The following is a 22,542-nucleotide window of genomic DNA, read 5'->3' on the forward strand; positions in this document are numbered from 1 at the left end:
AGCACCCCGGCACGGATATGGGCGGCAGGTGTGGATTCACCGGTGACGTCCGGTGTTGACGTGTTCCCTGCTTCGATGAGGCAGGAGATCCGGTCGATTATAGCCCGGCCCCGGCCCGCGCCGCAATCTCGGCGGGCGGGGCGGCCAGGATCGCTTCGGCGGCATGGTCCAGGCGGGCAAGGAAACGGCCGTTGGCATAGCCGTCAGGGCGGGGCGACAGGGCCCAGCTGCGGGTACTGTGCGGCAGGACGTACCCGGCCAGTCCATCGATCAGGGGCTGGCGTCGGCCGCGCGCATCCACGTACACCAGATCGGCAAGGTGGGCATGGGCCGCGCCTTCATTATAGAGGCGCAACACCGGCGCGGCGGGGCTGCCGGTCGCCGCCACGCGCAGGCGCGAGCCGGTGGCAGGGATGCTGGGTTCGAGGAAGACCGGCAGGGAATAGCGCGCGGCGCCGGCGGCGGCTTCCGGCCCGGGGCTGAGCACCAGCCGGTATCCCTGTTCAACGGCCGCCGGCGCCGTCCCCAGCCGGACCACGCGCACGCGCTGGCCGCCGCCCGGGGCGATGGCCAGATGGGTCGGGCTCACGGCCACGTCGTCGGCGGGGAGCAGGCGTTCCTGGTCGCCCGCCTGCTCCCATCGGTACAGCCGGGCCTGGCCGCGCCAGGCGGTGCTTCCGGGGTTGTCCAGCCACAGGTCGGCCTGTGCCGCATCGGCCGGCACCGAGACACGGACCGGACGGATTTCCAGTGCCTGCGCGGGCAGGGCGGTCACGGCGATCAGCAGGGCAGCCGGCAGCCACTGCATCAGTAGGTCACGGTGACCGGCGCGGTGCGCCCGGTATCCGCGATGGCCGGACTCAATGCGGCCACCTGCGCGGGCACCGGATGCAGCGCGTCGCCTCGCTGGCGCGCGGGCCGGCAGGTGGGCAGCGCCTCCGCCCCGGGGCTGCCGCAATCGGCAACGATCCTTACCGCCACCTGCAACGTGGCCGCGCTGCCTGCGCCGGGCCGCGCGGCGGCCGGTACGGCGGCGTACACAGCGGCGTATACGGCCAGCAGCCAGGCGAGGACGAAGGAGGGTGGTCGCGCGGGCATCGTGCATCGCACTGCGGAGGGATGCGAGCGTTAGCGGCCGCGACGGCCACGGCTTGAGGGCCTGGCCGGCGCTGTTCAGTAGGTGATCGTGACCGTGATGACGTCGCTGTAGCTGCCCTGGGCGGGCACCGCGCCGACGCTCGGCGGGGCACGCCCATACACGGTGAGGGTCTGCGCGGCGCCAGTGCCGGTGCCGGCCAGGGTGTCGGTGTTGAGCGTGTTGCCCCAGCGCTGGGAGCGCGCAGCGTTCCGGTACAGCTCGTAGGGGATGTAGTAGACGCTGCCGTCCAGTGCAGTGAAGCGCATGCGGCGCACGTTGCCCGATGCGTTCTGCCCGTTGTTCAGGCCGATGCTGTAGGCGGTGCGGTTGATGCAGGTCAGGCCGATCGTCGAGGTGCGGTCCAGGTTGGCGGTGATCGCCCCCGCGTTGCTGCCGAAATCCATGTCGGTCGTGACGTAGGTACTGCACTGGGGCAGGACGTTGGCGCTGACCGTGAACGGGAAGGCGCCATCGGCTGTTTTGTGGCCGCTGACCCCGCTGGTGCTGGTGCACAGCGCCGGCGGCTGGGCGGTGCCGATGATGCTCTCGTTGTAGGCATACTCCAGGCTGACGTTGGCGGCGGTGAAGCTGCTGGCAAAGGCGCCGGCCGACAGCACCTGCGCGGCGGGCACCTGCCCGTAGAGCGTGACCGATTGGGCGCCGCTGCCGCCGGTGATCAATGGCACGCTGTAGCCGAGGGTCACGATGGCTGCCGGCGGCGAACCGCCCGGCACCGCGCCCCACACCGTGGTGCGGCCACCGTTGGTATAGAGCTGGAATGCCATCGGATCGGCGGTGGTGTTGCTCATGCTTCGGCTCGGCAGCAGCGTGCTGCCGGTGCTGCCGGTGCCGATCTTCAGGCAGGCGCGCACGCTGGCGCTGCCCAGCACGCTCAGCGCGGTGGTGTTGCAGGTGATGGTGAAGCTGGTCATGGCATCGGTCGCGCTGGCCGCGCCATTGGTGATGGTGCCGAACGCCAACGCGCCTGGCGCCGTGGCCGTGCAGGTCGTATCCGCACGTGCCCCGGGTGCCCAGCACAGGGCCATCAGCATCAGCACGACCATGAGCGTACGCGCGCCGGTCATGGTCGGGAGGTCGGCACGCAGCGCAGCGGCCCGACTCGGGGTACGCCGGGGGAGGTGGCGGTGACGGGCGGGTCCAGGCGTACGCTGCAGTGCCCTTCGGGCAACTCGACCTGCAACTGGGCCGGCAGCACGACATCTTCCAGATAGGTCTCCCCGTCGTAGCCCACCGTGGCAGTGCCGCCAGCGGGCAGGCGCACGCTGCTGCCGACCGGCAGCGGGGCCCCGGCGTCATCGTGCAGGATCACGCGAATGGCCCGGGTGCGGCGCAGGCCGAAGTCGACGCCCAGCCCGGCGCTCTGTCGCGGCGTCACCCAGGTGTCCACCCGGTCGGCGCGCATGTCCGCCGGCAGGTCCAGCGTATCGATGGAGAGCCGGTTGCGCTGCCACGACAGCAGCGGGGTCACCAGCAGCAGGCCGTTCCTGTCGGTACTGCCGATCAGCCGGTTTTCCAGCCGCACCGGGATGCCCGGGTAGCCGTCGGTGGAGACCACGGCGAAGGCGTCGGGCACCTCGCGCGCGGCGAATACATGTCCGCCCATCCACACCACGCTGCCACTGGCGCTGGCGTAGCCGTAGTCAAGATCGCCCTGGCGCGCGTAGCCCATCGAGTAGCGCCCGACCCGGTTGAGCCAGCCGAGTTCGGCCAGGCCGCCGCCGCCATCGTCGCCGCCGCGCGCCTGCACCCGCCACCCGTAGCCGCCCTGGCTGCCATCGCCGGGCACGGGCTGGGACAGATCGGCGACATAGGTCATCCGTTCGCCGTTGCGTTGTGCCGACAGGCTGCTCTGGCGGTTGCGTCCCAGCGCAGCGGAGACCGACAGATAGGCACTGCGGTCATCGCTGTCGGCCAGGTTCTGGTTGAACGAGAGATAGGCCGACCAGCGATCGCCGAAGCTGCGCGACCAGAACACGCTGGCGTAGCGGTTGTCGTCGCCGTCGGGGTAACGCAGCCGGAGGTAGCTGGCGCTGAGCGAGCCGGCGCGCTGCAGGTTGATGCCCAGGGTAGCCTGTTCGCTGATATCCGGGGGCAGGGTGTCCTGCAGCGCGCCCAGGTCGCGGTAGTGGCCGTGGGTTCGCCGGGTCAGCAGGTTGACGTTGAACCGGCGGTTGTTCCAGCTGTAGCCCAGCGCGTATTGCCCTCCCTGGAGAGCGTCATGGCGGCTGTGTGCGTAGGCGGCGTTGACCACGCCGGCACCGCCCAGCAGCCACCAGCCGCCAGCGCCGCCATTGACCACGCCGCCGCCCCCTTCCACGTGCGCTTCGGCCGTGAAGCGATCGCTGGCGCCGTAGCGCCAGGTGGCGCTGCCGATCACGGGCGTTTCATAGGCGAACGAACGGATGCCGTAGTCCTTCCGCATCCTGCCCACGCCGGCCGACCAGTCGGACAGGCCCTTGGCGAGCAGTTGCTGCGTGCCATAGAAGGCGAAGTCCAGGGTCTGCATCCGGCCGAACGCATCGGTGATCACGACCTGGGCATTGCCGGTCCCGTTGATGCCCGGCTGGGCCGCCAGCTGGAAGGGCCCGACCGGGACCTCGCCGTTGTACTGGCGCAGGCCATCCACATACAGCTCCACGTTGGACGGAACCACGGCTTCCCCCAGGAACGTGGGGGTGGGGCTCAGCACGCGATAGGGCTGGAGGCCATAGTTGCGGCCGATCTGCACACCGCCCATGCGCACCGGCCGGCTCCAGTCGACGAAGCCGCTGTAGAAATCGCCCACCGTCAGCGACACGGCCGCGTCCGGGAAGTCCAGGCGCCACGCCGTATCCAGCCGCACGCTTTCGCCCCGCCACCGACGATCGGCCGGATCCTGCCAGGTGCGCTGCAATGCACTCGTTTCCAGTACGCCGTGGCCCACCCCGAACAGGCGCAGTTCGGTGGTCAGGGCCAGGTTGCCGCCGCCCTCGTTGTGGCTGCCGTAAAGGTCGTAGTTGACCAGCATGCCAAGCGAGGACGCCGCAGGCGGCGCAGTATCGGCTGCACGCTCCAGCCGCGTGGTAGGCAACGACAGCTGTTCCAGCGGGACGTCCAGGGCCAGCGTCTGCAGCGCTGCGTCGTAGCGCACGACAATCCCGCTGAGCTGGTCCAGCGCGACCTGCTCTTCGCCCCGTGCGGAAAACCCGAGCTGGCGCAGCGTCGCGCCCGAGGCCATCAGCCTGCCCTGCAGCTCGGTGAATGGCAGCAGGCCACGCGGTGCCTGGTTGAGGGTCACATCCAGGTACAGCGTCTGTGCGGCCGTCAACGGCGTCGGCGGCGGCAACAGGGTGTCGGCCGATGCGTCGATGCCCGCGTCGGCGTCCGCTGCCATCGCGGCGCACGGGGCCAGCGTCGCGGTAAGCAGCATCCGCATGCAGGCCTCAGCGAGCCGGCGGCGCGGCGGGCAGTGGCGTCTGGGCCGACTCGCCATTGATCTTTGCCGAGACTGTGGCGCCCGCCAGGCGGGCGGCCGGGACATCCAGCGGCCAGCGCATGGTCTGTCCACCGAGTACGTAACCGAGCAGGCCAGGATGGACGATCTGCGGTCGGTCGACGGGCCCCAGGCCGATGTCGGCCAGCTGCGCGTAACTGTTGCCGCTGTTGTGCACCTCCAGGGCCGGGCGCCCGTCATCCAGGCGTATCAGGCGTACCTGCAGCGCGTGTTCGAGCGGGCCCTCCGCACCGGGCTGGACAAACACCGGCATCGAATAGCGCAGCACGAACTGCATCCCGCTGCGACGCGGATCCACCGTGGGCAGTTCATCGACGATCACCCGGTAAGCGCGCTGCGATGAGGGTGCCTCAGCGTCGCTGCGCACCACGCGGATCAGCTGCTGCTGGCCGGCCGCCAACGACTGCATCGGCGGACTCACCAGCAGGTCGGTGGTGGGCAGGAGCTGGTCCTGGCCGGTGTCCTGGCGCCACTCGAAGACCCGCACCTGCACCTGCACCGGCGTCGTACCGCTGTTGGTCAGCCAGAGCGCATCGGCGTTCTGCCGTGGCGTCAGCTGCAATGAGGTGGGGGCGACCTGCAGGCTTGCGGCGGTGGCGCTCCCCATCAGCAGCCACAGCCAGCCCAGCACCGCGCACCCGAACCGCCCAGGGCGACGCCCTGCGGAAATCGGCATGGCGGACCTCAATAGGTGATGGTGGCGGTGATCGTGTCCTGATAGTTACCCGCAGCGGCGTTGTTGACGCTGGGGTTGGCGATCTGGCCGTAGACATTCAATGTCTGCGCCAGGCCAGTGCCGATGCCCGCCGTCGTATTGGTGCCGGTGGTCGCGCCCCACACATTGGTATGGGCGGCATCGCGATAGAGCTGGTAGCCGACGAAATTGTTCGCCGTCACGCTCGCATCGGTGTTCTTCATCCGGCGGGTGGTCACGTCATTGGCGGTTCCCGCGTTCGCACCGGCATTGAGGGCGACGGTGTACGGGGTCAATGCCGAGCACTGGGCGGTGATCGTGCCCTGGGCGTTGGACGGGGTGGTGGCCGTGGAGAGGGCCGAGCCGAAATCCACATCGGTGGCGGCCGCTGCGGTGATCGTGCAGGCCTTGGTGATGATGATCTTGACGTTGAAGGTCGTGGTATCGGCCGCCAGGGCGGGCGCAGCGAGGCTGGCAATGGCCAGGCTCAACAGGGCAGGACAGAGAAATCGCATGGGCATGCTCCTTGGACGCGGGTCCTTGCTGAACAACACGATGCTGCCGAACGGGTGGGGCGATGGAACGGTGTTGACCCGGTTATAGGTTTCGCCTTGTTGGGAGGCCGTGAGATTTGACAGATTCAATGGCCGTTTTCGGCACAATCCTGCGTTCTGGGACGTGCATCGCAGTCATTCATGGACCTGACCGGCCCGGCCGCCCAAACCGCGGCTGTCAGCGTTCTATCCGATCCCGTTCAGATTGGCCCCGGATCGGCGATAATGGGCGCCATGAGCGTGAATCTGAAAACCCCCGAGGAAATCGAACTGATGCGCATCGCCGGCCGTCTGGCCAGCGAAGTGCTCGACATCGTCACCCCCCACGTCAAGCCGGGCGTGACGACCGAAGAGCTGGACCGCATCTGCCACGACCACATCATCAACGTGCAGAAGGCCACACCGGCCAATGTCGGCTACCGCGGCTTTCCCAAGACGGTCTGCACGTCGGTCAACAACGTGATCTGCCACGGTATTCCCAGTGAAGCCAAGGTCCTCAAGGACGGCGACATCGTCAACATCGATGTCACCGTGATCAAGGATGGCTGGCACGGCGATACCAGCCGCATGTACTACGTGGGCACGCCGTCGGTCATGGCCAAGCGCCTGGTCGATGCGACCTACGAAGCCATGTGGCGCGGCATCCGCGCGGTCAAGCCGGGCGCGACGCTGGGCGACATCGGCCACGCGATCCAGAGCTATGCCGAATCCGAGCGTTTCAGCGTGGTGCGCGAGTACTGCGGCCATGGCATCGGCAAGGTCTACCACGACGAGCCGCAGGTGGTGCATTACGGTCGTCCGGGCCAGGGCCTGGTCCTGCAGCCGGGCATGACCTTCACCATCGAGCCGATGATCAACGAGGGCACCCGCTACAACAAGGTGCTGCCCGATGGCTGGACCGTGGTCACCAAGGACCGCAAGTTGTCGGCGCAGTGGGAGCACATGGTCGCGGTCACCGAGACCGGCGTCGACGTGCTGACCCTCTCGCCCGGCGAATCGCAGGTCTGAGCATGCTGCCGGCGAGCCCGATGCTGGACGCGCCGGCCGAATCCGTCGCCGACCCGGACTGGGCGGCGCTGGCGCGCCAGTCGCTGCAACAGACCGACGCACGGCTGTACCGCCGTTTCGACCAGGGCGACAACATCGAGCGCCTGCTCGCGTTGCGCGCCCGCGCGGCCGACCACCTGATCCGGTTGGCGTGGCACCGCTGCCTGCCGGCCGGGTCTGGACTGGCCTTGTTTGCCGTCGGTGGGTATGGGCGCGGTGAGTTGTTCCCGCGCTCGGATATCGACGTGCTGGTGCTGGGTACGCCGGAACAGCAGCGGCGGCACGAATCCGGGCTTGCGCGCTTTTTCGCGCTGCTGTGGGATTGCGGCCTGCCCGTGAGTCACGCGGTGCGTTCGCCAGCCGAGTGCACCCAGGCCAGCGCCGACCAGACCGTGCTGACCGCACTGATCGAATCGCGCCCGGTGGTTGCCGACGACACCGCGCGCGCGGCCTTGAAGGCCGCGGTGAACGTGGACGGCCTGTGGCCGCCGCGCGAGTTTTTCCTCGCCAAGCGTGAAGAGCTGCTGGCCCGCCATCAGCGCTTCGGTGATACCGCCGACAACCTGGAACCGGACATCAAGGACGGTCCCGGCGGTCTGCGCGATCTCAACACCCTGGGCTGGATGGCGTTGCGTGCCTTCGGCGTGCGCGACCTGGAAGCACTGGTCGGCCTGGGCCACCTCGGCCCGGATGAAGCGGCCGCGCTCAAGCGCGAACGCTGCGCCCTGGCCCGGCTGCGCTTCGGCCTGCATCTGGTCGCCAACCGGCCCGAAGAGCGCCTGCGTTTCGATTACCAGAAGACACTTGCCGCCCGCCTGGGTTTTGAAGACGACATCGAAAGCCTGGCCGTGGAAAAAATGATGCAGGGCTTCTACCGCAGTGCCACCGTGGTGCGGCGGATCAGCGACCGCCTGCTGCAGCGCTTCGAGGAACAGTTCGATGGCGAGGCGGTGCCCGAGCCGGTCAGCGTGGGGTTCTCGCTGCGCCGTGGTTACCTGGCGGCCAACGATCCGGCCTGGCCCGAGGGCGACATCGAACAGGTGTTCGCGCTGTTCTCCAGCTGGGCCTACAACCCGGATGTGCGCGGCCTGCACTCGCTGACCGCCCGCGCGCTGGCCGAAGCGCTGCCGGACCTGGCCGCGTATACCGACGCCAGTCCCGCCGCACGCGAGCAGTTCCTGGCCCTGCTGCGCAGCCCGCGCGCGGTCGACACGCTGGCGCGGATGGCGCGCCTGGGCGTGCTCGGTCAGTGGATCCCCGCATTCGCGCAGGTCTCCGGGCGCATGCAGTTCGATCTGTTCCACGTCTACACCGTGGACCAGCACACCCTGATGGTGCTGCGGAACATCGGCCTGTTCGCCAGCAGCCGCGCCGACGAGCGTTTCTCGATCGCGCATGAGGTCTGGCCGCGCCTGCGCAAACCGGAGCTGCTGCTGCTGGCCGGCCTGTTCCATGACATCGCCAAGGGCCGCGGCGGCGATCATTCCGAACTCGGTGCGGTGGACGCGCGTGAATTCTGCCAGGCGCTGGCGCTGAGCAGTTCCGACACCGAACTGGTGGCGTGGCTGGTCGAACAGCACCTGCGCATGTCGGTCACCGCGCAGAAGCAGGACATCTCCGATCCGGACGTGATCCACCGCTTCGCCACCCTGGTGGCCAGCCGCGACCGGCTCGATTACCTGTATCTGCTGACCTGCGCCGACATTGCCGGGACCAGCCCCAAACTGTGGAATGCATGGAAAGACCGCTTGCTGGCCGACCTGTATTTCGCGGCGCGGCGCGCGCTGCGCGACGGGCTGGAGAACCAGATGCCGGCCGCCGAGCGTGTTGCCGAAGCGCGCGAATCGGTGCGCCAGCTGGTGCGCGAGCGCGGCTACGACGACGCGACGATCGAGCGTCAGTTCACCGTGATGCCCGATGAGAGCTTCATCCGGCTGCGGCCCGAGCAGCTTGCCTGGCAGGCCGCCGCGCTGGTACCGGTCAAGCAGGGCCAGACCCTGGTCAAGGTGCGCCGGATCACCCCGGACGACCACGCGCTGGAGGTGTTCGTGCACTCGCCGGATCGCGATGGCCTGTTCGCCGCGATCGTGATGACGTTGGACCGCAAGGGCTACGGCATCCACCGCGCGCGTGTGCTGGACGGCCCGGTGGACACCATCTTCGATACGTTCGAAGTGACCCCGGCCGACAGCTTCGCCGATGGCGATGCGCTGCGCCTGGAGGCCGGCCTGCGTGAAGCGCTGTCCGGCGACCTGACCCGGCTGCGCCCGTCGCGGCGGGTCATTCCGCGCCAGCTGCGGCACTTCCGTTTCGCCCCGCGCATCGAGTTCCGCGATGTCACCGATGGCGAGACCACCAGCACCCGTTTCAGCCTGGTCGCGCCCGACCGCCCCGGCCTGCTGGCCGACGTGGCGTTCGTGCTGCGCAACCAGCGGCTGCGCGTGCATGATGCGCGCATCGCCACCTTCGGCGAACGCGCCGAAGACATGTTCGTGATCAGCGATGAGCATGATCACGCCCTCACCGAATCCGCCAGACAGCAGCTGCAAGACGCCATGCTCGCCTGCCTGGACCCTGATCGAAAAGCCGGAGACCCCCACTGATGGCCACCAAGCCTGCCAAGAAGACCGCCGCGAAGACCCCGGCGGCCAAGACCACTGCTGCCGCACCCGCGGTGAAGAAGACCACCGCCGCGGCAAAGAAGGCGGTGCCGGCAGTCAAGAAGGCCGCCGCGAAAAAGGCGCCGGCACGCAAGGTCGCCGCCACTCCGGCCGAGAGCGCTGCCAAGCGCAGCGCCAGCCGTGATGCCACCATTGCGCGCAAGTCGCTGCGCAAGCCGGCCACGCCGGGCGTGGAAGAACTCAAGTTTGGCATCGAAAGCGCGTTCGAGCGCCGCGCGACGCTGACCCTGCACGAGATCGAAGGCTCCACCAAGCCGCTGGTCGGCCGCGTCATCGATGGCCTGGAAACCGGCGAATTCCGCGTCGCCGAGCCCGATGGCCACGGTGGCTGGAAGGTCAACGAATGGCTGAAGAAGGCGGTGCTGCTGTACTTCCGCGTCAACGACATGGCCGTGGTCGACGCGCGTCCGGCGCCGTTCTGGGACAAGGTCGAATCGCGCTTCGCCGGCTTCGATGAAGCCAAGTTCCGCCGCGCCGGCGTGCGCGTGGTGCCCGGCGCGATCGCGCGCCGCGGCAGCTACTTCGGCAAGGACGTGGTGCTGATGCCGAGCTTCACCAACATCGGCGCCTACGTGGGCGAGGGCACCATGGTCGACACCTGGGCCACGGTGGGTTCGTGCGCGCAGATCGGCAAGCACTGCCATCTGTCCGGCGGCGCCGGCATCGGCGGCGTGCTCGAGCCGCTGCAGGCCAGCCCGACCATCATCGAAGACCATTGCTTCATCGGTGCGCGTTCGGAAGTGGTGGAAGGCTTCGTGGTCGGCCACCACAGCGTGATCGGCATGGGCGTGTTCCTCGGCCAGAGCACCCGCGTCTACAACCGCGCCACCGGCGAAATCAGCTACGGCTCGGTGCCGCCGTACAGCGTGGTGGTGTCCGGCCAGCTGCCGTCCAAGGACGGCTCGCACTCGCTGTACTGCGCGGTGATCGTCAAGCAGGTCGATGCCAAGACCCGCAGCAAGACCAGCGTGAACGACCTGCTGCGCGGCCTGGCCGACTGAGCCGGGCACGCCATGACCACCACTGTGTATGGATTGAAGAACTGCGACACCTGCAAGAAGGCCACCAAGTGGCTGGACCGTTTCCAGGTGCCGTACACCTTCGTAGACTACCGCGAGCACAAGCCAACGCCGGAAACCCTGATCGACTGGGCCGCCCAGGCGGGTGGATTCCCCGCATTGATCAACCGGTCCTCCACCACGTGGCGGCAGCTGCCGGAGAACCGCAAGGCGGCCGATTCGGAGGCTGAGTGGAAGCTGCTGCTGCGCGAGTACCCGCAGCTGATCAAGCGTCCGGTGGTGGTGAGCGCGGACGGGGCAATGACCCAGGGCTTTTCGGACAATGGTTTCAAGCAGCGGTTCGGAGTGGGCGCGTGAATGACGTCGTCGCGCTGACCTGTGACCTGATCGCGCGCGCTTCGGTCACGCCGGAGGATGCCGGCTGCCAGCCGTTGCTGGCGGGCCGTCTTGAGCGCGCAGGGTTCCACTGCGAACACCTGCGCCTGGGCGAGGTCGACAACCTGTGGGCCACGCATGGCCAGGGCGCGCCGGTACTGGTGCTGCTCGGGCATACCGATGTGGTGCCGACCGGCCCGGTCTCGGCCTGGGCCAGCGATCCGTTCGATCCGCAGATCTGTGATGGCGTGCTGTACGGGCGCGGTGCGGCGGACATGAAAGGCAGCGTGGCCGCCTTCGTGGTGGCCGCCGAGCAGTTCGTCGCCGCGCATCCGGATCACCCCGGCACGCTGGCGGTGCTGCTGACCAGCGATGAGGAAGGCGATGCCATCGACGGTGTGCGCCGGGTGGCCGACCTCTTCCGCGAGCGCGGCCAGGCCATCGACTGGTGCATCACCGGTGAGCCGTCTTCCACCGCGGTGCTTGGCGATCTGCTGCGCGTCGGCCGGCGCGGCAGCCTCTCGGCCACGCTGACGGTGAAGGGCGTGCAGGGCCATGTCGCCTACCCGGACAAGGCACGCAATCCAATCCATCTGGCCGCTGCCGCCCTGGCCGAACTCACCGCCCGGCACTGGGATGACGGTTTCGAAAGCTTCCCGCCGACCAGCCTGCAAGTCTCCAACGTCCATGCCGGGACCGGCGCCAACAATGTGATCCCCGGCGAGCTGCAGGTGCTGTTCAACCTGCGCTACAACCCGCACTGGAATGCGCCGGCGCTGGAGCAGGAGATCGCCGCGCTGCTGGACCGCCATGCGCTGGAGTACACGCTGAAGTGGCATCGCAGCGGCGAGCCGTTCTACACCCCGGAAGGCACGCTTCGCCGTGTCGCCCGCGAGGTGCTCGGCGAGTTCGCCGGTGCGCCGCCGGAAGAGAGCACGGGCGGTGGCACCTCCGATGCGCGCTTCATCGCACCGCTGGGCGCGCAGTGCATCGAAGTAGGGCCGGTCAATGCGAGCATCCATCAGGTCGACGAGAACATCCGCGTGGCGGATCTGGAAGCGCTGCCGGCGTTGTACCAGCGCTTGATCGAGCGCCTGTTGGCCTGAATACAGCGGATGGAACCGACGGTCGCGGTAGTGCCGGCCGCTGGCCGGCTGCTCCGTCGGTCTGGCAGTCATGAGAGCCGGCCAGCGGCCGGCACGACCGGGTGCAGTGCTGCGCCGAGCCGCGGTCGGCGGCTACCGTGCGGCAGCAACCGCCCGAGGGTCGGTTTGCCCTTACGCCACGATCAACCCGAACGACGCCAACGCGGCCGCCGCCTGGCGCTGCGAAATCACCGCCTTCTTGAACAGCTTGGCATCCATCACGTTGAGTCCGCTGATGTCGGTGCCACGCAGGTCGGCACCTTCGAAGCGCGTCAGCCGCGTCTGTGCATTGCGCAGGCTGCCGCCGTTGAACACCGCATCGCGGAAATCGCAGCCGGACAACTCCGCTTCGGAAAAGTCCATGCCGTCCAGCTGCGCTTTGCGGAATGACATCCCGCGCAGGTCGGCGCTGACCAGCAGGCACTCGCGGAACTCCAGCGCCCAGCCGGTCACTTCCTGCAGATGCGCGCCGGTCAGCTTGCAGTCCTGGAACCGCACCGAGGACAGCGTCGCGCGGCGCCAATGACTGTTGTTGAGATCGCAGTGCGAGAAGCGTGCGTCGCTGAGCAGCGCCGAGCTGAAATCGCACTGGCTGCCGCGGCACTTCGTCCACTGGGTTTCTTCCAGCGAGGCGGCCAGCCAGTTCGCACCGGTGACCGAGCACTGGTTGAACTGGAACCCATCCATGTCCAGCCGCGAGAAGTCGCCGTGATCGAACGTGCAGTTCTCGAAGGCGGCCGCACGCGGATGCGCGGCAATGATGGCCTGCATGCGCTCGCGGGTGAGCGTGTCGTCGCGGAAAATGGCGGTGGTCATGCGGCCATTCTGGGTGATGGGCGGCGCAGGCGGCAGTCTTGAAGGCAGCGGCGGAGTGTGTACAGCGTCACCGGCGCGCATACGTGGTCCCCCCGGCGTAGAGCCGACCGTTGGCCGGCTGCCGTTGGTGCAGACACATGGGGCGACACGTGCAGCCGACCAACGGTCGGCTCTACCGCGTGGTTATCCTGTCAGTCGAAGGTCCAGAACGGGGCTTTGATCCGGTCGCGCCAATACGTCTCCCCGGCCAGGTAGAACTTCTGCGCAGACGCCTTCGCGAACCAGCCGGCGGCTGCGTCCAGATCGCGCGTTACGCCGGCGCGGCCACGGCCCAGCAGCAGGCCGCTGAAATACTGCCCGTACACATTGCCCTGGTCGGCCGCCAGCCGGTACCAGCGCAGCGCTTCCACGCCATCGCGCGGCAGGCCCATGCCGAGTTCGTACATGGCGCCCAGATCCACCTGGGCGTCGGCATCGCCACGCTGCGCACGTCGCTGGATCTCGGCGACCAGCGAATGCACGGTGCCATCCGGCCGCGCTGCGATCGCCTGTGGCAGTCGCGAGGATTCGGACGGCATGTGATGGTAGATCGTCGCGCGCAGGTCCCAGCGCAGCGCGCTGGCCGCGTCACCGTGGTCGCGATGGAACTTGGCCAGCATCAGCATCGCCATCGGGTTGCCGTGCTCGGCAGCGGCGCGATACCAGCGCTCTGCCTTGCGCGGTGAGGCGCGCAGGGCAGTGCCCTGGCGGATGTTCGGGCCGGTGCCATGCAGCAGCTCACCGTGGGTCCAGATCCTGCCCAGGGCCTCTTCGGCCTGCGGGTTGTGGAAGGTCCACGGGGTGACGGCTGCCGCACGCTCGTACCAGCCCACGGCGCGCGGGTCGTTGAAGGTTTCAAAGGTCCTGGCTGCCTCCCAGGCACTGTCGAAGCTGCCATCGGCCGCCTTGGCCTCGACCGACTGCACGATGCTCGCAGGCGTCCGTGCAGGGGTGCTGCTGCAGGCAATCAGGGAAAGGGCCAGGGCGATGCCGCCCAGGCGTGTAGCGATGCGTCCAATGCGAGGGATCATGCCAGCCGGATGGTGCAGAAGGACCGTGATTATCGCGCGGTCCCGAAGTGCGGGGTTGTCCGCGGCGGCTGGTTTGGTTGCCATCGCAACAGTTGCGCCGCCGTCAAAACCCGGTTACGGTCGGTCCATGTCCTCGTTCCCGGCTACCGCTGTCAGCAATACCAACCGCAATAATCTGCGCGCGAATAATCGTGCGCGGCCGATGCGGGACTGCGACCAGGGCTAGTACAAGCAACACGCCCGGACCCCAGAAAACCCGCATCGACCGATGCGGGTTTTTTTGTGGCCCGGGTTTACCCCTTCCGGGCCTGGGTGGCCGGTCGAATGCCTGCAATACGTGTATTCCCCCATCATCAGGAGCTGTTCCCATGTGTTCGATCTTCGGTATTTTCGGCCTGCAGGCCGGCGACGACCTCACCGCATTGCGCCGCCATGCGCTGGACCTCTCGCAGCGCCAGCGCCATCGCGGCCCGGACTGGAGCGGGGTGTACGTCGATGACGGCGCCATCCTGGTCCACGAGCGCCTGGCCATCGTGGACCCGGCCGGCGGTTCGCAGCCGCTGCTCTCCGAAGACGGCGGCCTGGCGCTGGCGGTCAACGGCGAGATCTACAACCACCGCGAACTGAAGGCCGAGCTGGCCCAGCCCTACGCCTTCCAGACCGGCTCGGACTGCGAGGTGATCAACGCCCTGTACCGCGAAGACAGCCCGGCCTCGTTCCTGAACCGCCTCAACGGCATCTTCGCCTTCGCCTTGTGGGACCGTGCCGCGCAGCGCGTGCTGATTGCCCGTGATCCGATCGGCGTGGTGCCGCTGTACTGGGGCCACGACAAGGATGGCCGGCTGGTGGTGGCCTCCGAACTGAAGTCGCTGGTGGACATCTGCGCCGACGCGGCGCAGTTCCCGCCGGGCCACTGGTACGACAGCGCCACCGACACCCTGACCCGCTACTACGAGCGCCCATGGCGCGACTACGACGCGGTCGAAGGCGTCGAGGCCGACCGGGTCGAACTGCGTGAGGCCTTCGAGCGCGCGGTACACCGCCAACTGATGACCGATGTGCCCTATGGCGTGCTGCTCTCCGGCGGCCTGGATTCGTCGCTGGTGGCAGCGGTGGCCGCACGCTATGCCCGCCACCGCGTTGAGGATGGCGACCAGAGCGAAGCGTGGTGGCCGCGCCTGCATTCCTTCGCGATCGGCCTGAAGGGCTCGCCCGATCTGGCCGCCGCGGCGATCGCGGCCGAAGCACTGGGCACCGTGCATCACGGCTTCGAGTACACCTTCGAAGAAGGCCTGGACGCACTGCCGGAAGTGATCCGCCATGTGGAAACCTATGACGTCACCACGATCCGCGCCTCCACCCCGATGTTCCTGCTGGCGCGGCGGATCAAGGCCATGGGGGTGAAGATGGTGCTGTCCGGCGAGGGCAGCGACGAGATCTTCGGTGGCTACCTGTACTTCCACAAAGCCCCCAACGCACGTGAGTTCCATGAAGAACTGGTGCGCAAGCTCGACGCGCTCAACAACTACGACTGCCTGCGCGCCAACAAGTCGATGATGGCCTGGGGCGTGGAGCCGCGCGTGCCGTTCCTGGACCGCGAGTTCCTCGATGTAGCGATGCGCATCGATGCCAGGCACAAGATGGTCGGGCAGGGCCCCGCCGGTGCACGCCGGATCGAGAAGGCGGTGCTGCGCGAGGCCTTCGAAGGTTACCTGCCGGACTCGATCCTGTGGCGCCAGAAGGAACAGTTCAGCGATGGTGTCGGCTACGGCTGGATCGACGGACTCAAGGCGCATGCCGAAGCCCAGGTCAGTGACCGGGTGATGGCCGCGGCGGACAAGCGCTTCGTGCACAACCCGCCGCAGACCAAGGAAGCCTACTTCTACCGCCACGTGTTCGAGCAGTATTTCCCGACCCAGGCGGCGGCGGAAACGGTGCCGGGTGGCAAGTCGATCGCATGCTCCTCGCCGGCGGCCATTGCCTGGGATGCCAGCTTCGCGGCGATGGCCGATCCCTCCGGACGCGCGATCGCCGGTGTGCACGAGCAGGCGCTGGCCTGATCGAGGTGCCACGCCGCCGCGTCGATCGCGGTGGTGTGGCAGCGCGTGCAGCCCGTAGAATCGCCCCTTCAATCGATGGGGATCGATCATGGACTCTGACACCACCGGCATGCGCCGCAGCGGGCTGGCCTGGCGTTATCTGGGCTGGGTGGCGCTGCCCCTGTTGATCGGCCTGGGCCTGGCACGGTTTGCCGGTCCGGCCGTCTCGGCACAGGTGGCCCGTGCCGAGGCGTCGCTGGGGGCCGACTGGGCCGCGCACCTGCATGCGCCGCTCGGTCTGTTCCTGCTGCAGTTGCTGGTCCTGCTGCTGGTGGCCAAGGGTGCGGGGTGGCTGTTCCGCCGGCTGGGTCAACCCGGGGTGATCGGGGAAATGGCGGCCGGTCTGATGATGGGGCCGCTGGTGCTTGGGGCCGTGCTGCCCCAGGTGCATGGCGTGCTGTTCCCGGCCGCCTCCCTCGGCTCGCTCGGCCTGCTCAGCCAGCTTGGCGTGCTGATGTTCCTGCTGGTGGCGGGGGCGGAACTGGATCTGGGCGGATTGCGAGGGCGGCGTCGTTTCGCTTTCGTGGTCAGCCACGCCGGCATCGCCGTGCCCTTCGTGCTCGGGGTGCTGCTGGCGATCTGGCTGTATGGCGCGCACGCACCGCCCGGCGTGGGCTTCACCGGTTTCGCGCTGTTCGTCGGTATTTCATTGAGCATCACGGCCTTCCCGGTGCTGCTGCACATCCTTGCCGACCGCGGCATGACCGGCACACCGCTGGGCCAGACCGCGATCGCCTGCGCCGCCCTCGGCGATGCCACCGCGTGGTGCCTGCTGGCGCTGATCGTGGCCGCCGCGCAGTCGCAGGGCTGGGTGCCGGCCACGATCAACCTGGTCTGCGTGGTCGCCTTCGTCGCACTGATGCTGGGGGTGGTGCGGCCGTGGTTCTCGCGCCTGGTGATCGCACCGGGCCAGGAAGGACGCTGGCTGCTGATCATGTTGCTGATGGCGCTGGGCTGCGCGCTGGTCACCGAGATGCTGGGCATCCATGCGCTGTTCGGCGCGTTCGCGGCCGGCGTCGCGGTGTCGGGCAACGCGACGCTGCGGCACACCGTGGCCGAGCGCGTGGAGCCGTTCGCCGTCACGCTGCTGCTGCCGTTGTTCTTCGCCATGACTGGCCTGCGCATGCGCGCCGACGCCCTGCAGGCCAGCGACCTGGTGCTGTGCCTGATCGTGATCGTGGTCGCCACGGTGGGCAAGCTGATCGGCACCTGGAGCGCAGCGCGCAGTGCCGGCATGGACAACCATGACGCGTGGAGACTGGGTGCGCTGATGAACACCCGTGGCCTGATGGAGCTGATCGTGCTCAACCTGGGCTACGAACTGGGCTTCCTTGGCGACCGCCTGTTCGCCGTGCTGGTGATCATGGCGCTGGTGACCACCGCCATGACCGGGCCGTTGTTGAACCTGATCGAGCGTTGCCGGCGTTGAGGCGGGCGGCATGCGGTGCCACCTCGCGTGTCACTCCCGCGCCGGCACCAACCTGAGGGTATGCACCGTCGTGCCGGGGAGGAACGGCGTCGGCCTGCCGTTGACCCAGTCCTCGTGTCCCGCGCCCCAGAACGGTGACAACGGGTGACCGCTCTGCCCACCGGGCATGTGGATCCATCCCTCGGCCTCGTGCCCGGGCGACACCACCATGCGCTGCGAGGCGCCAAACGCGGGGCCCTGCACGCGGGGCATGTCGCGGTCGCCGGGCAGGCGGTCGGCCGGCATGCACAGCCACGACCGGGCAAAGGCAGGCAGGGCGCGACTGACCGGGTGACAGATCGCGGCGGTATTGCGTTCGCCCCACGTACGCGCGTCCAGCGGGCCTTGACTGCTCAGGTCTGCTTCCAGCGCCTTGGCGGTATCGACCAGCAGTGCATCCCAACTGGAATAGGGGGGCGGCAGCAGATGCGCGGGACGTTCGCTCACCAGCGGCCACAACACGCCCTCGAACTGCCCCAGTCGTGGCTCCAGATAGTCCTCCCCGAGCTGTGCTTTCGCCGGGGCGAGCAGGCCTTCGCCAACGCGGTCGATCAGCATGCCGCGGAAACCGCGGGTGACCCGGTAGCTGACCGAGTCCACCCCCGCACGGCCGTCCCACCGCCGGGTTGCGACCTCCAGCCGCTGCAGGGCAGGGTCGTCGCTGGTGGTGACGACCTCGCGCAGCAGATGCCACCAGCGCGTGAGCAACAGGGCGCGATCGTCGAGCTGGATCGCCAGCAGGTCTGCCTCGGTGAAGCGCTCTTTCGCCAGCAGGCCATCGCGGATCTGCCGACCGCGTGCGCCCAGGTCGTAGCCACCGTTCCCGGCAATGGCCAGGGCGTCCCCATCGAGCACGCGGCCGTTGGCGGTCCACAGCCGATGCGTGGGGGGATCGATCAATGCGGGCGCGCCATCGCTGCGGATTGGCCACGGCGCACAGCGTGCAGGCGCGGTGGCGGTGTTGCCGTTCGGCGGGCAGTCCGCAGCGCGGTCAGGGCGTGTGCCGATCAACCGCCAGGCGATGCGACCGCTGCGGTCGGCGAGCACCAGGTTCTGCGCGGGAATGCCGCTGCGGTCGGCCACCTCGAACGCCTCGTCAAGCGTCGCCGCGCGCGCCATCTCGGCGAAGTCCAGGCGCACCGCACCGGGGAGTTGTGCCGTCCAGCGCAGTGCTTCGCCACTGCCGTCCTGCCGCGTGTGCAGCACCGGACCCCAGGCGGTCTCGCGCACGCGCAATGTCACCGGTGCCTGGCCGACGACGCGGATACGCTCCTCGTGCGTGGTGATGCCCGCCGCATTGGCGGGTACGCTGCGGAAATCGGCCGTGTCGATGTAACTGTTGGTGAAGCCCCAGGCCACGTGTCCGTTGCTGCCCACCACGATGGCCGGCAGGCCGGGCAGCGAGAAGCCACTGACATCGACGCGGCCGTCGGGAGCCTGTGCATCGGGATAGCGCAGCCGTACCCGGAACCAGAGATTGGGGGCGCGCAGTCCCAGGTGCATATCGTCGGCGACGATGGCGCGACCGTCCGCGGTCAGTGCACCGGCCACGGCGAAGTTGTTGCTGCCCAGCACGTCGGGATCCAGATGACCGGCCGTGACGGCACCGGTGGTCTGCGCCGGATCGGCCCGCCGGAGATCGAGGACGGCGGCCTCCGGTAACGGCGCGTTGCCGCGCGCTTCGCCAAACAGCGGCGCATCCCATTCGCTGCCATCGTGGCTGAGCAGGGCATACAGCGCCGGTGGCACCACCGCACGGATCCGAGCCATCGCCAGTTCGTTCTGATTGGTGGGGTCCTGCAGGTCGGCATACATCGCCAGCCCGGTCAGCACGCTGTCTTCGGCACGCCACGGTGCCGGCGCCTGGCGCAGCAGCAGATACGGCCAAGGACGTACCCGAAGCTCGGCAACGCCCTGGTTGATACCCTCCACATAGGCCTGCAGGGCGCCGGCACTGCTGCCCGTGGCAACCTCCAGGTGGGCCCTGGTGCGCGCCCGCAGCCGGTGCACACGCATGCGCTTGTCCATCTCGATCGCCGCCGGGCCGAACAGCTCGGCCAGCTCGCCAGCGGCGGTACGGCGCATCAGGTCCATCTCGAAATAGCGCTCCTGCGCATGTACCAGACCCAGCGCCCGCATCGCATCGGCCTGGCTTGCCGCGTCGATGGTGACCACGCCCAAGGCATCACGGGTGATGCTCACCGGCGCCTGCAGGCCGGCCATGGCCTGCTCGCCTTCCAGGGGGGGGAGACTGCCGCGCAGCAGCCACCACGCCGTGAACACCGCCGCCAGCGCCAGGATCAGCACGCCCCAGAGCAACCGCTTCAGCCAGTGCCGCATCCTGCGCATCCCCGTGTAGGTAGGGCTTGATTGTAGGGGAGGCGTGAACGCCCTGTGCACGGCTAGCGAAGCGCAACTGCAACTGATTCCGATTAGACCACCGGATTTTCAGATAGGGCACCATGCGCGCATTGATTCATCAGGAGCACCCCCATGAAAGGCAACCCGGACGTCATCGCCTGCTTGAAGGAACTGCTGCGCGGCGAGTTGGCCGCGCGCGACCAGTACTTCATCCACTCGCGCCGCTACGAAGACCAGGGCCTGTTCGCGCTCTATGAGCGCCTCAACCACGAGATGGAAGAGGAGACCCAGCACGCCGATGCGCTGCTGCGTCGCATCCTCTTCCTCGGCGGCGATCCGGACATGCGCCCGCATGTGTTCGAGCCCGGCGTGACCGTGGAAGAGATGCTGCAGAAGGACCTGGATACCGAATACAGCGTCCGCGACAACCTGGCCGCCGGCATGAAGCTGTGCGAACAGCACCAGGACTACGTCAGCCGCGACATGCTGCTGGTGCAGTTGAAGGACACCGAAGAAGACCATGCCTGGTGGCTGGAGCAGCAGCTGGGCCTGATCAAGCGCATCGGCCTGGCGCTGTACCAGACCAGCAAGATGGATGCGAAGGGTACCGCTGCGCACTGAGTACGGCATCGGGTTCCGCGCGCCAGCCAGCCTTCGCCAGTCAGCTGCTGAACCCTCGTCCGCCCGCCAGCCTCTGCCAGCCAGCGGACGCGGAAAAAAGCCGGGAAATCCCCGGCTTTTTTCATTTTGTTTGGATAGGACAGTTCTTTGGTTCTACAGCAGATAGGACAATTTCAATTGTTATGAAAATCGGCTCCGTTGACCAACTCGCGAGCATTTGAGAATCTCGCTGAGTCAAATACAGGGAGGGGGGCATGCAGGCGCAAACCATTGAGGACATCAAAGACACTTTGACAGGCTTCGAAGAGGTCCTAGAGTCAGTTGATCTCTCCAAGTTCAAAGGACAGAAATTCGGAGAGGAGCACGAGTTCACTGCGAAGTCTCTGGTTGTTGGATCCAGGGCTCTAGTCACTGACATCCGCGGGCAGATCGAAAAGCCTGGGCGACTCTTGAAGCTTTTGACAATGACAGAGAGGCGTTCGATTGCGGCTAATCTGAATGTGCTTAGATCTTCATTGCATGAAGAGCAAATGTCGGCTGCTGCTGTGGTACTCCAAGAGCTGAAGGTAACTCTAAGGCCTTTCCAGCTTCGTGGCTCTCCCGAAACTAGGGAGCAACTCGAGTTGGCAGTGGAAGCTCTTCACTTGCAGGTTGCAGCCATCAAAGATGAGCGAAGGAAAATCGCCGATGAGCAGGCAAGATTGCTCGAATTGTCCTCGGCCGTCTCGGTCAAGCTCGACGAGTGTGGGGCGCGGTTGAAAGACATCGACGCGGCGAGCACATCTTTGGGTGATGTTTTGTCCTCCGCTTCGGCCAGCGAAGCTGAGATTACTCAGTTCAAGAAGGCAGCATCGTTGGCGTCTAGCGCAGCGGAAGAGTCTCAGGCCAGTGCGAATTCGAACAAAGAGCTGATAGACGAGTTCTTGAAGAAAGTATCGGTTAGAGAGTCACAGCTTCTTGACCAGCAGGTGAAGACCGATGCTTTCACGGAAGAGCTAACGAAGCATCGAGCTGCGATGAGCGCAATTGAGGAAGATGCTCGCGGAATAATTGAGTCGGCTAGAACAGCACTGTCTTACAAGACCGCCGAAGGCCTTAGTGCTGCTTTTAACGAGCGATACAATGAGACGAAGAGTGACTCGCAACGAAAGGTTTGGATAATCGTGGCCGGGGTGCTGGTCGTCTTGGCAGTTGCGCTTGGTATCTGGATTACATGGGATACCAGTGTGACAATTGCAGTGGTGGCGGGCCGGGTTTCTTTGATTCCTATTCTTATTGCGGGTGCTTGGTTCTGCGCCCATCAGTACGTAAAGCTGGCGAACATTTCAGAAGAGTACGCATACAAAAGTGTGCTGTCGAAATCCATTGTCGGATTCTCTGGGCAGATGTCTAGGGACAATGATGCTGAGAGCGATCATTCGCACTACATCAGGACGGTTCTGGCGGAGATTCATACGAACCCGCTTAGGACGCAGGGCAAGGCTGACGCCGCGCGAGATAAAGCAGGTGAATTTGATGGGGCTGAGAAGCTCCTGAAGATCCTTTCGGAAGTTCAGAAGATTACAAAGCAGACATAGCATTTGGTTAAGTCTGGTCCGGCGGGTGGGCCCGCTTACAGTTCAATGGTTAAACCCTTCATATTCAGATGCCTTGTCGAGGTTGAGGCCTCGCACCTCTAGATTTGGCTATGTCGGGGACGCGAAGCGTCTTGGCAGCATGAAAATTCAGCTTGGTTCGCTTGCCACTTGGGACTGACAGAAATAGAAGGTTCTTCCCTATCTGCCTGGCAAGCATGAAGCGCGCTCTTAGCTGGTCAGGAGCGGCCTGTGTGAGAGCCATCAGCGGCAGCAAGGAGAGCCTGGTTTTCGGCCTGCGTACCGCGAGCCGAGCCCCGTAGCGGCCGGCAGGCTCCTGGGCAAAATCAAGGAGGAGGCCGTCGC

Annotated in this window: 18 protein-coding genes; 9 read left to right on the top strand and 9 right to left on the bottom strand. The window is 66.9% G+C overall.

Annotation, left to right across the window (positions count from 1 at the left end; translation table 11 throughout):
• Positions 1-97: 97 nt before the first annotated feature.
• From PV764_RS19875 to PV764_RS19900, 6 genes are all read right to left on the bottom strand, one after another.
• The gene (locus tag PV764_RS19875; protein ID WP_421117396.1) at positions 98-808 is read right to left on the bottom strand and encodes a molecular chaperone; all 711 of its coding nucleotides are present in this window, start codon (positions 806-808) and stop codon (positions 98-100) included.
• Positions 808-1,098, bottom strand: coding sequence for a hypothetical protein (locus PV764_RS19880; RefSeq protein ID WP_019184393.1), 291 nt, complete (start codon positions 1,096-1,098; stop codon positions 808-810). The genes PV764_RS19875 and PV764_RS19880 overlap by 1 nt, the downstream gene beginning before the upstream one ends.
• Positions 1,099-1,173: 75 nt before the next feature.
• On the bottom strand, positions 1,174-2,223 hold the full coding sequence (locus PV764_RS19885) for a Csu type fimbrial protein (RefSeq protein WP_284128149.1): 1,050 nt from the start codon (positions 2,221-2,223) through the stop codon (positions 1,174-1,176).
• Entirely contained in the window at positions 2,220-4,574 is a 2,355-nt protein-coding gene (locus PV764_RS19890; protein WP_421117397.1) for a fimbria/pilus outer membrane usher protein, read from the bottom strand. Before PV764_RS19890 ends, PV764_RS19885 begins: the two co-directional genes overlap by 4 nt.
• Positions 4,575-4,581: 7 nt before the next feature.
• Positions 4,582-5,328, bottom strand: coding sequence for a fimbrial biogenesis chaperone (locus PV764_RS19895; RefSeq protein WP_284128147.1), 747 nt, complete (start codon positions 5,326-5,328; stop codon positions 4,582-4,584).
• A gap of 8 nt (positions 5,329-5,336) precedes the next feature.
• Positions 5,337-5,861: a spore coat U domain-containing protein gene (locus PV764_RS19900; protein WP_421117398.1), complete on the bottom strand. Its 525-nt coding sequence runs from the start codon at positions 5,859-5,861 to the stop codon at positions 5,337-5,339.
• A gap of 273 nt (positions 5,862-6,134) precedes the next feature.
• Between PV764_RS19900 and map the strand changes: the two genes are divergently transcribed.
• Genes map through dapE form a run of 5 tightly spaced genes read left to right on the top strand, consistent with a single transcriptional unit; the run spans position 6,135 to position 12,128 of the window.
• Complete coding sequence (gene map, locus PV764_RS19905) at positions 6,135-6,908, top strand: type I methionyl aminopeptidase (protein WP_026069972.1); 774 nt, start codon at positions 6,135-6,137, stop codon at positions 6,906-6,908.
• Between the two features lie 20 nt (positions 6,909-6,928).
• Positions 6,929-9,550: a [protein-PII] uridylyltransferase gene (locus PV764_RS19910; protein ID WP_421117409.1), complete on the top strand. Its 2,622-nt coding sequence runs from the start codon at positions 6,929-6,931 to the stop codon at positions 9,548-9,550.
• Positions 9,550-10,629, top strand: a complete 1,080-nt coding sequence (dapD, locus tag PV764_RS19915; protein WP_019184386.1) for a 2,3,4,5-tetrahydropyridine-2,6-dicarboxylate N-succinyltransferase — start codon at positions 9,550-9,552, stop codon at positions 10,627-10,629. Before PV764_RS19910 ends, dapD begins: the two co-directional genes overlap by 1 nt.
• A 12-nt stretch (positions 10,630-10,641) precedes the next feature.
• Positions 10,642-11,004, top strand: coding sequence for an arsenate reductase (locus PV764_RS19920; RefSeq protein WP_046272041.1), 363 nt, complete (start codon positions 10,642-10,644; stop codon positions 11,002-11,004).
• Positions 11,001-12,128 (top strand): succinyl-diaminopimelate desuccinylase, encoded by a 1,128-nt coding sequence (dapE, locus tag PV764_RS19925; RefSeq protein WP_343312141.1) that lies wholly within the window; start codon positions 11,001-11,003, stop codon positions 12,126-12,128. The genes PV764_RS19920 and dapE overlap by 4 nt, the downstream gene beginning before the upstream one ends.
• 171 nt (positions 12,129-12,299) lie before the next feature.
• Here the strand turns inward: dapE and PV764_RS19930 are convergent, their stop codons facing one another.
• Both PV764_RS19930 and PV764_RS19935 read right to left on the bottom strand, forming a co-directional pair.
• Positions 12,300-12,983 (bottom strand): pentapeptide repeat-containing protein, encoded by a 684-nt coding sequence (locus tag PV764_RS19930; RefSeq protein ID WP_284128145.1) that lies wholly within the window; start codon positions 12,981-12,983, stop codon positions 12,300-12,302.
• A 191-nt stretch (positions 12,984-13,174) separates the two neighbouring features.
• Positions 13,175-14,053, bottom strand: a complete 879-nt coding sequence (locus tag PV764_RS19935; RefSeq protein WP_343312140.1) for a tetratricopeptide repeat protein — start codon at positions 14,051-14,053, stop codon at positions 13,175-13,177.
• A gap of 368 nt (positions 14,054-14,421) precedes the next feature.
• On the opposite strand from PV764_RS19935, the gene asnB reads away from it, so the two are divergent.
• Positions 14,422-16,113, top strand: coding sequence for an asparagine synthase B (asnB, locus tag PV764_RS19940; protein WP_019184380.1), 1,692 nt, complete (start codon positions 14,422-14,424; stop codon positions 16,111-16,113).
• A gap of 88 nt (positions 16,114-16,201) precedes the next feature.
• Positions 16,202-17,581, top strand: a complete 1,380-nt coding sequence (locus PV764_RS19945; RefSeq protein ID WP_421117399.1) for a cation:proton antiporter — start codon at positions 16,202-16,204, stop codon at positions 17,579-17,581.
• Between the two features lie 30 nt (positions 17,582-17,611).
• Here the strand turns inward: PV764_RS19945 and PV764_RS19950 are convergent, their stop codons facing one another.
• Positions 17,612-19,969 carry a penicillin acylase family protein gene (locus PV764_RS19950; protein WP_421117400.1) on the bottom strand — a complete coding sequence of 786 codons (2,358 nt, stop codon included), beginning with the start codon at positions 19,967-19,969 and terminating at the stop codon, positions 17,612-17,614.
• 144 nt (positions 19,970-20,113) lie between these two features.
• Between PV764_RS19950 and bfr the strand changes: the two genes are divergently transcribed.
• The gene (gene bfr, locus PV764_RS19955) at positions 20,114-20,602 is read left to right on the top strand and encodes a bacterioferritin (protein WP_019184377.1); all 489 of its coding nucleotides are present in this window, start codon (positions 20,114-20,116) and stop codon (positions 20,600-20,602) included.
• Positions 20,603-20,856: 254 nt separating this feature from the next.
• On the top strand, positions 20,857-22,179 hold the full coding sequence (locus tag PV764_RS19960) for a hypothetical protein (RefSeq protein WP_421117401.1): 1,323 nt from the start codon (positions 20,857-20,859) through the stop codon (positions 22,177-22,179).
• The last annotated feature ends 363 nt before the right edge of the window (positions 22,180-22,542 follow it).

Source organism: Stenotrophomonas sp. AS1 (assembly GCF_048957655.1).
GTDB classification, from domain to species: Bacteria; Pseudomonadota; Gammaproteobacteria; order Xanthomonadales; family Xanthomonadaceae; genus Stenotrophomonas; species Stenotrophomonas bentonitica_A.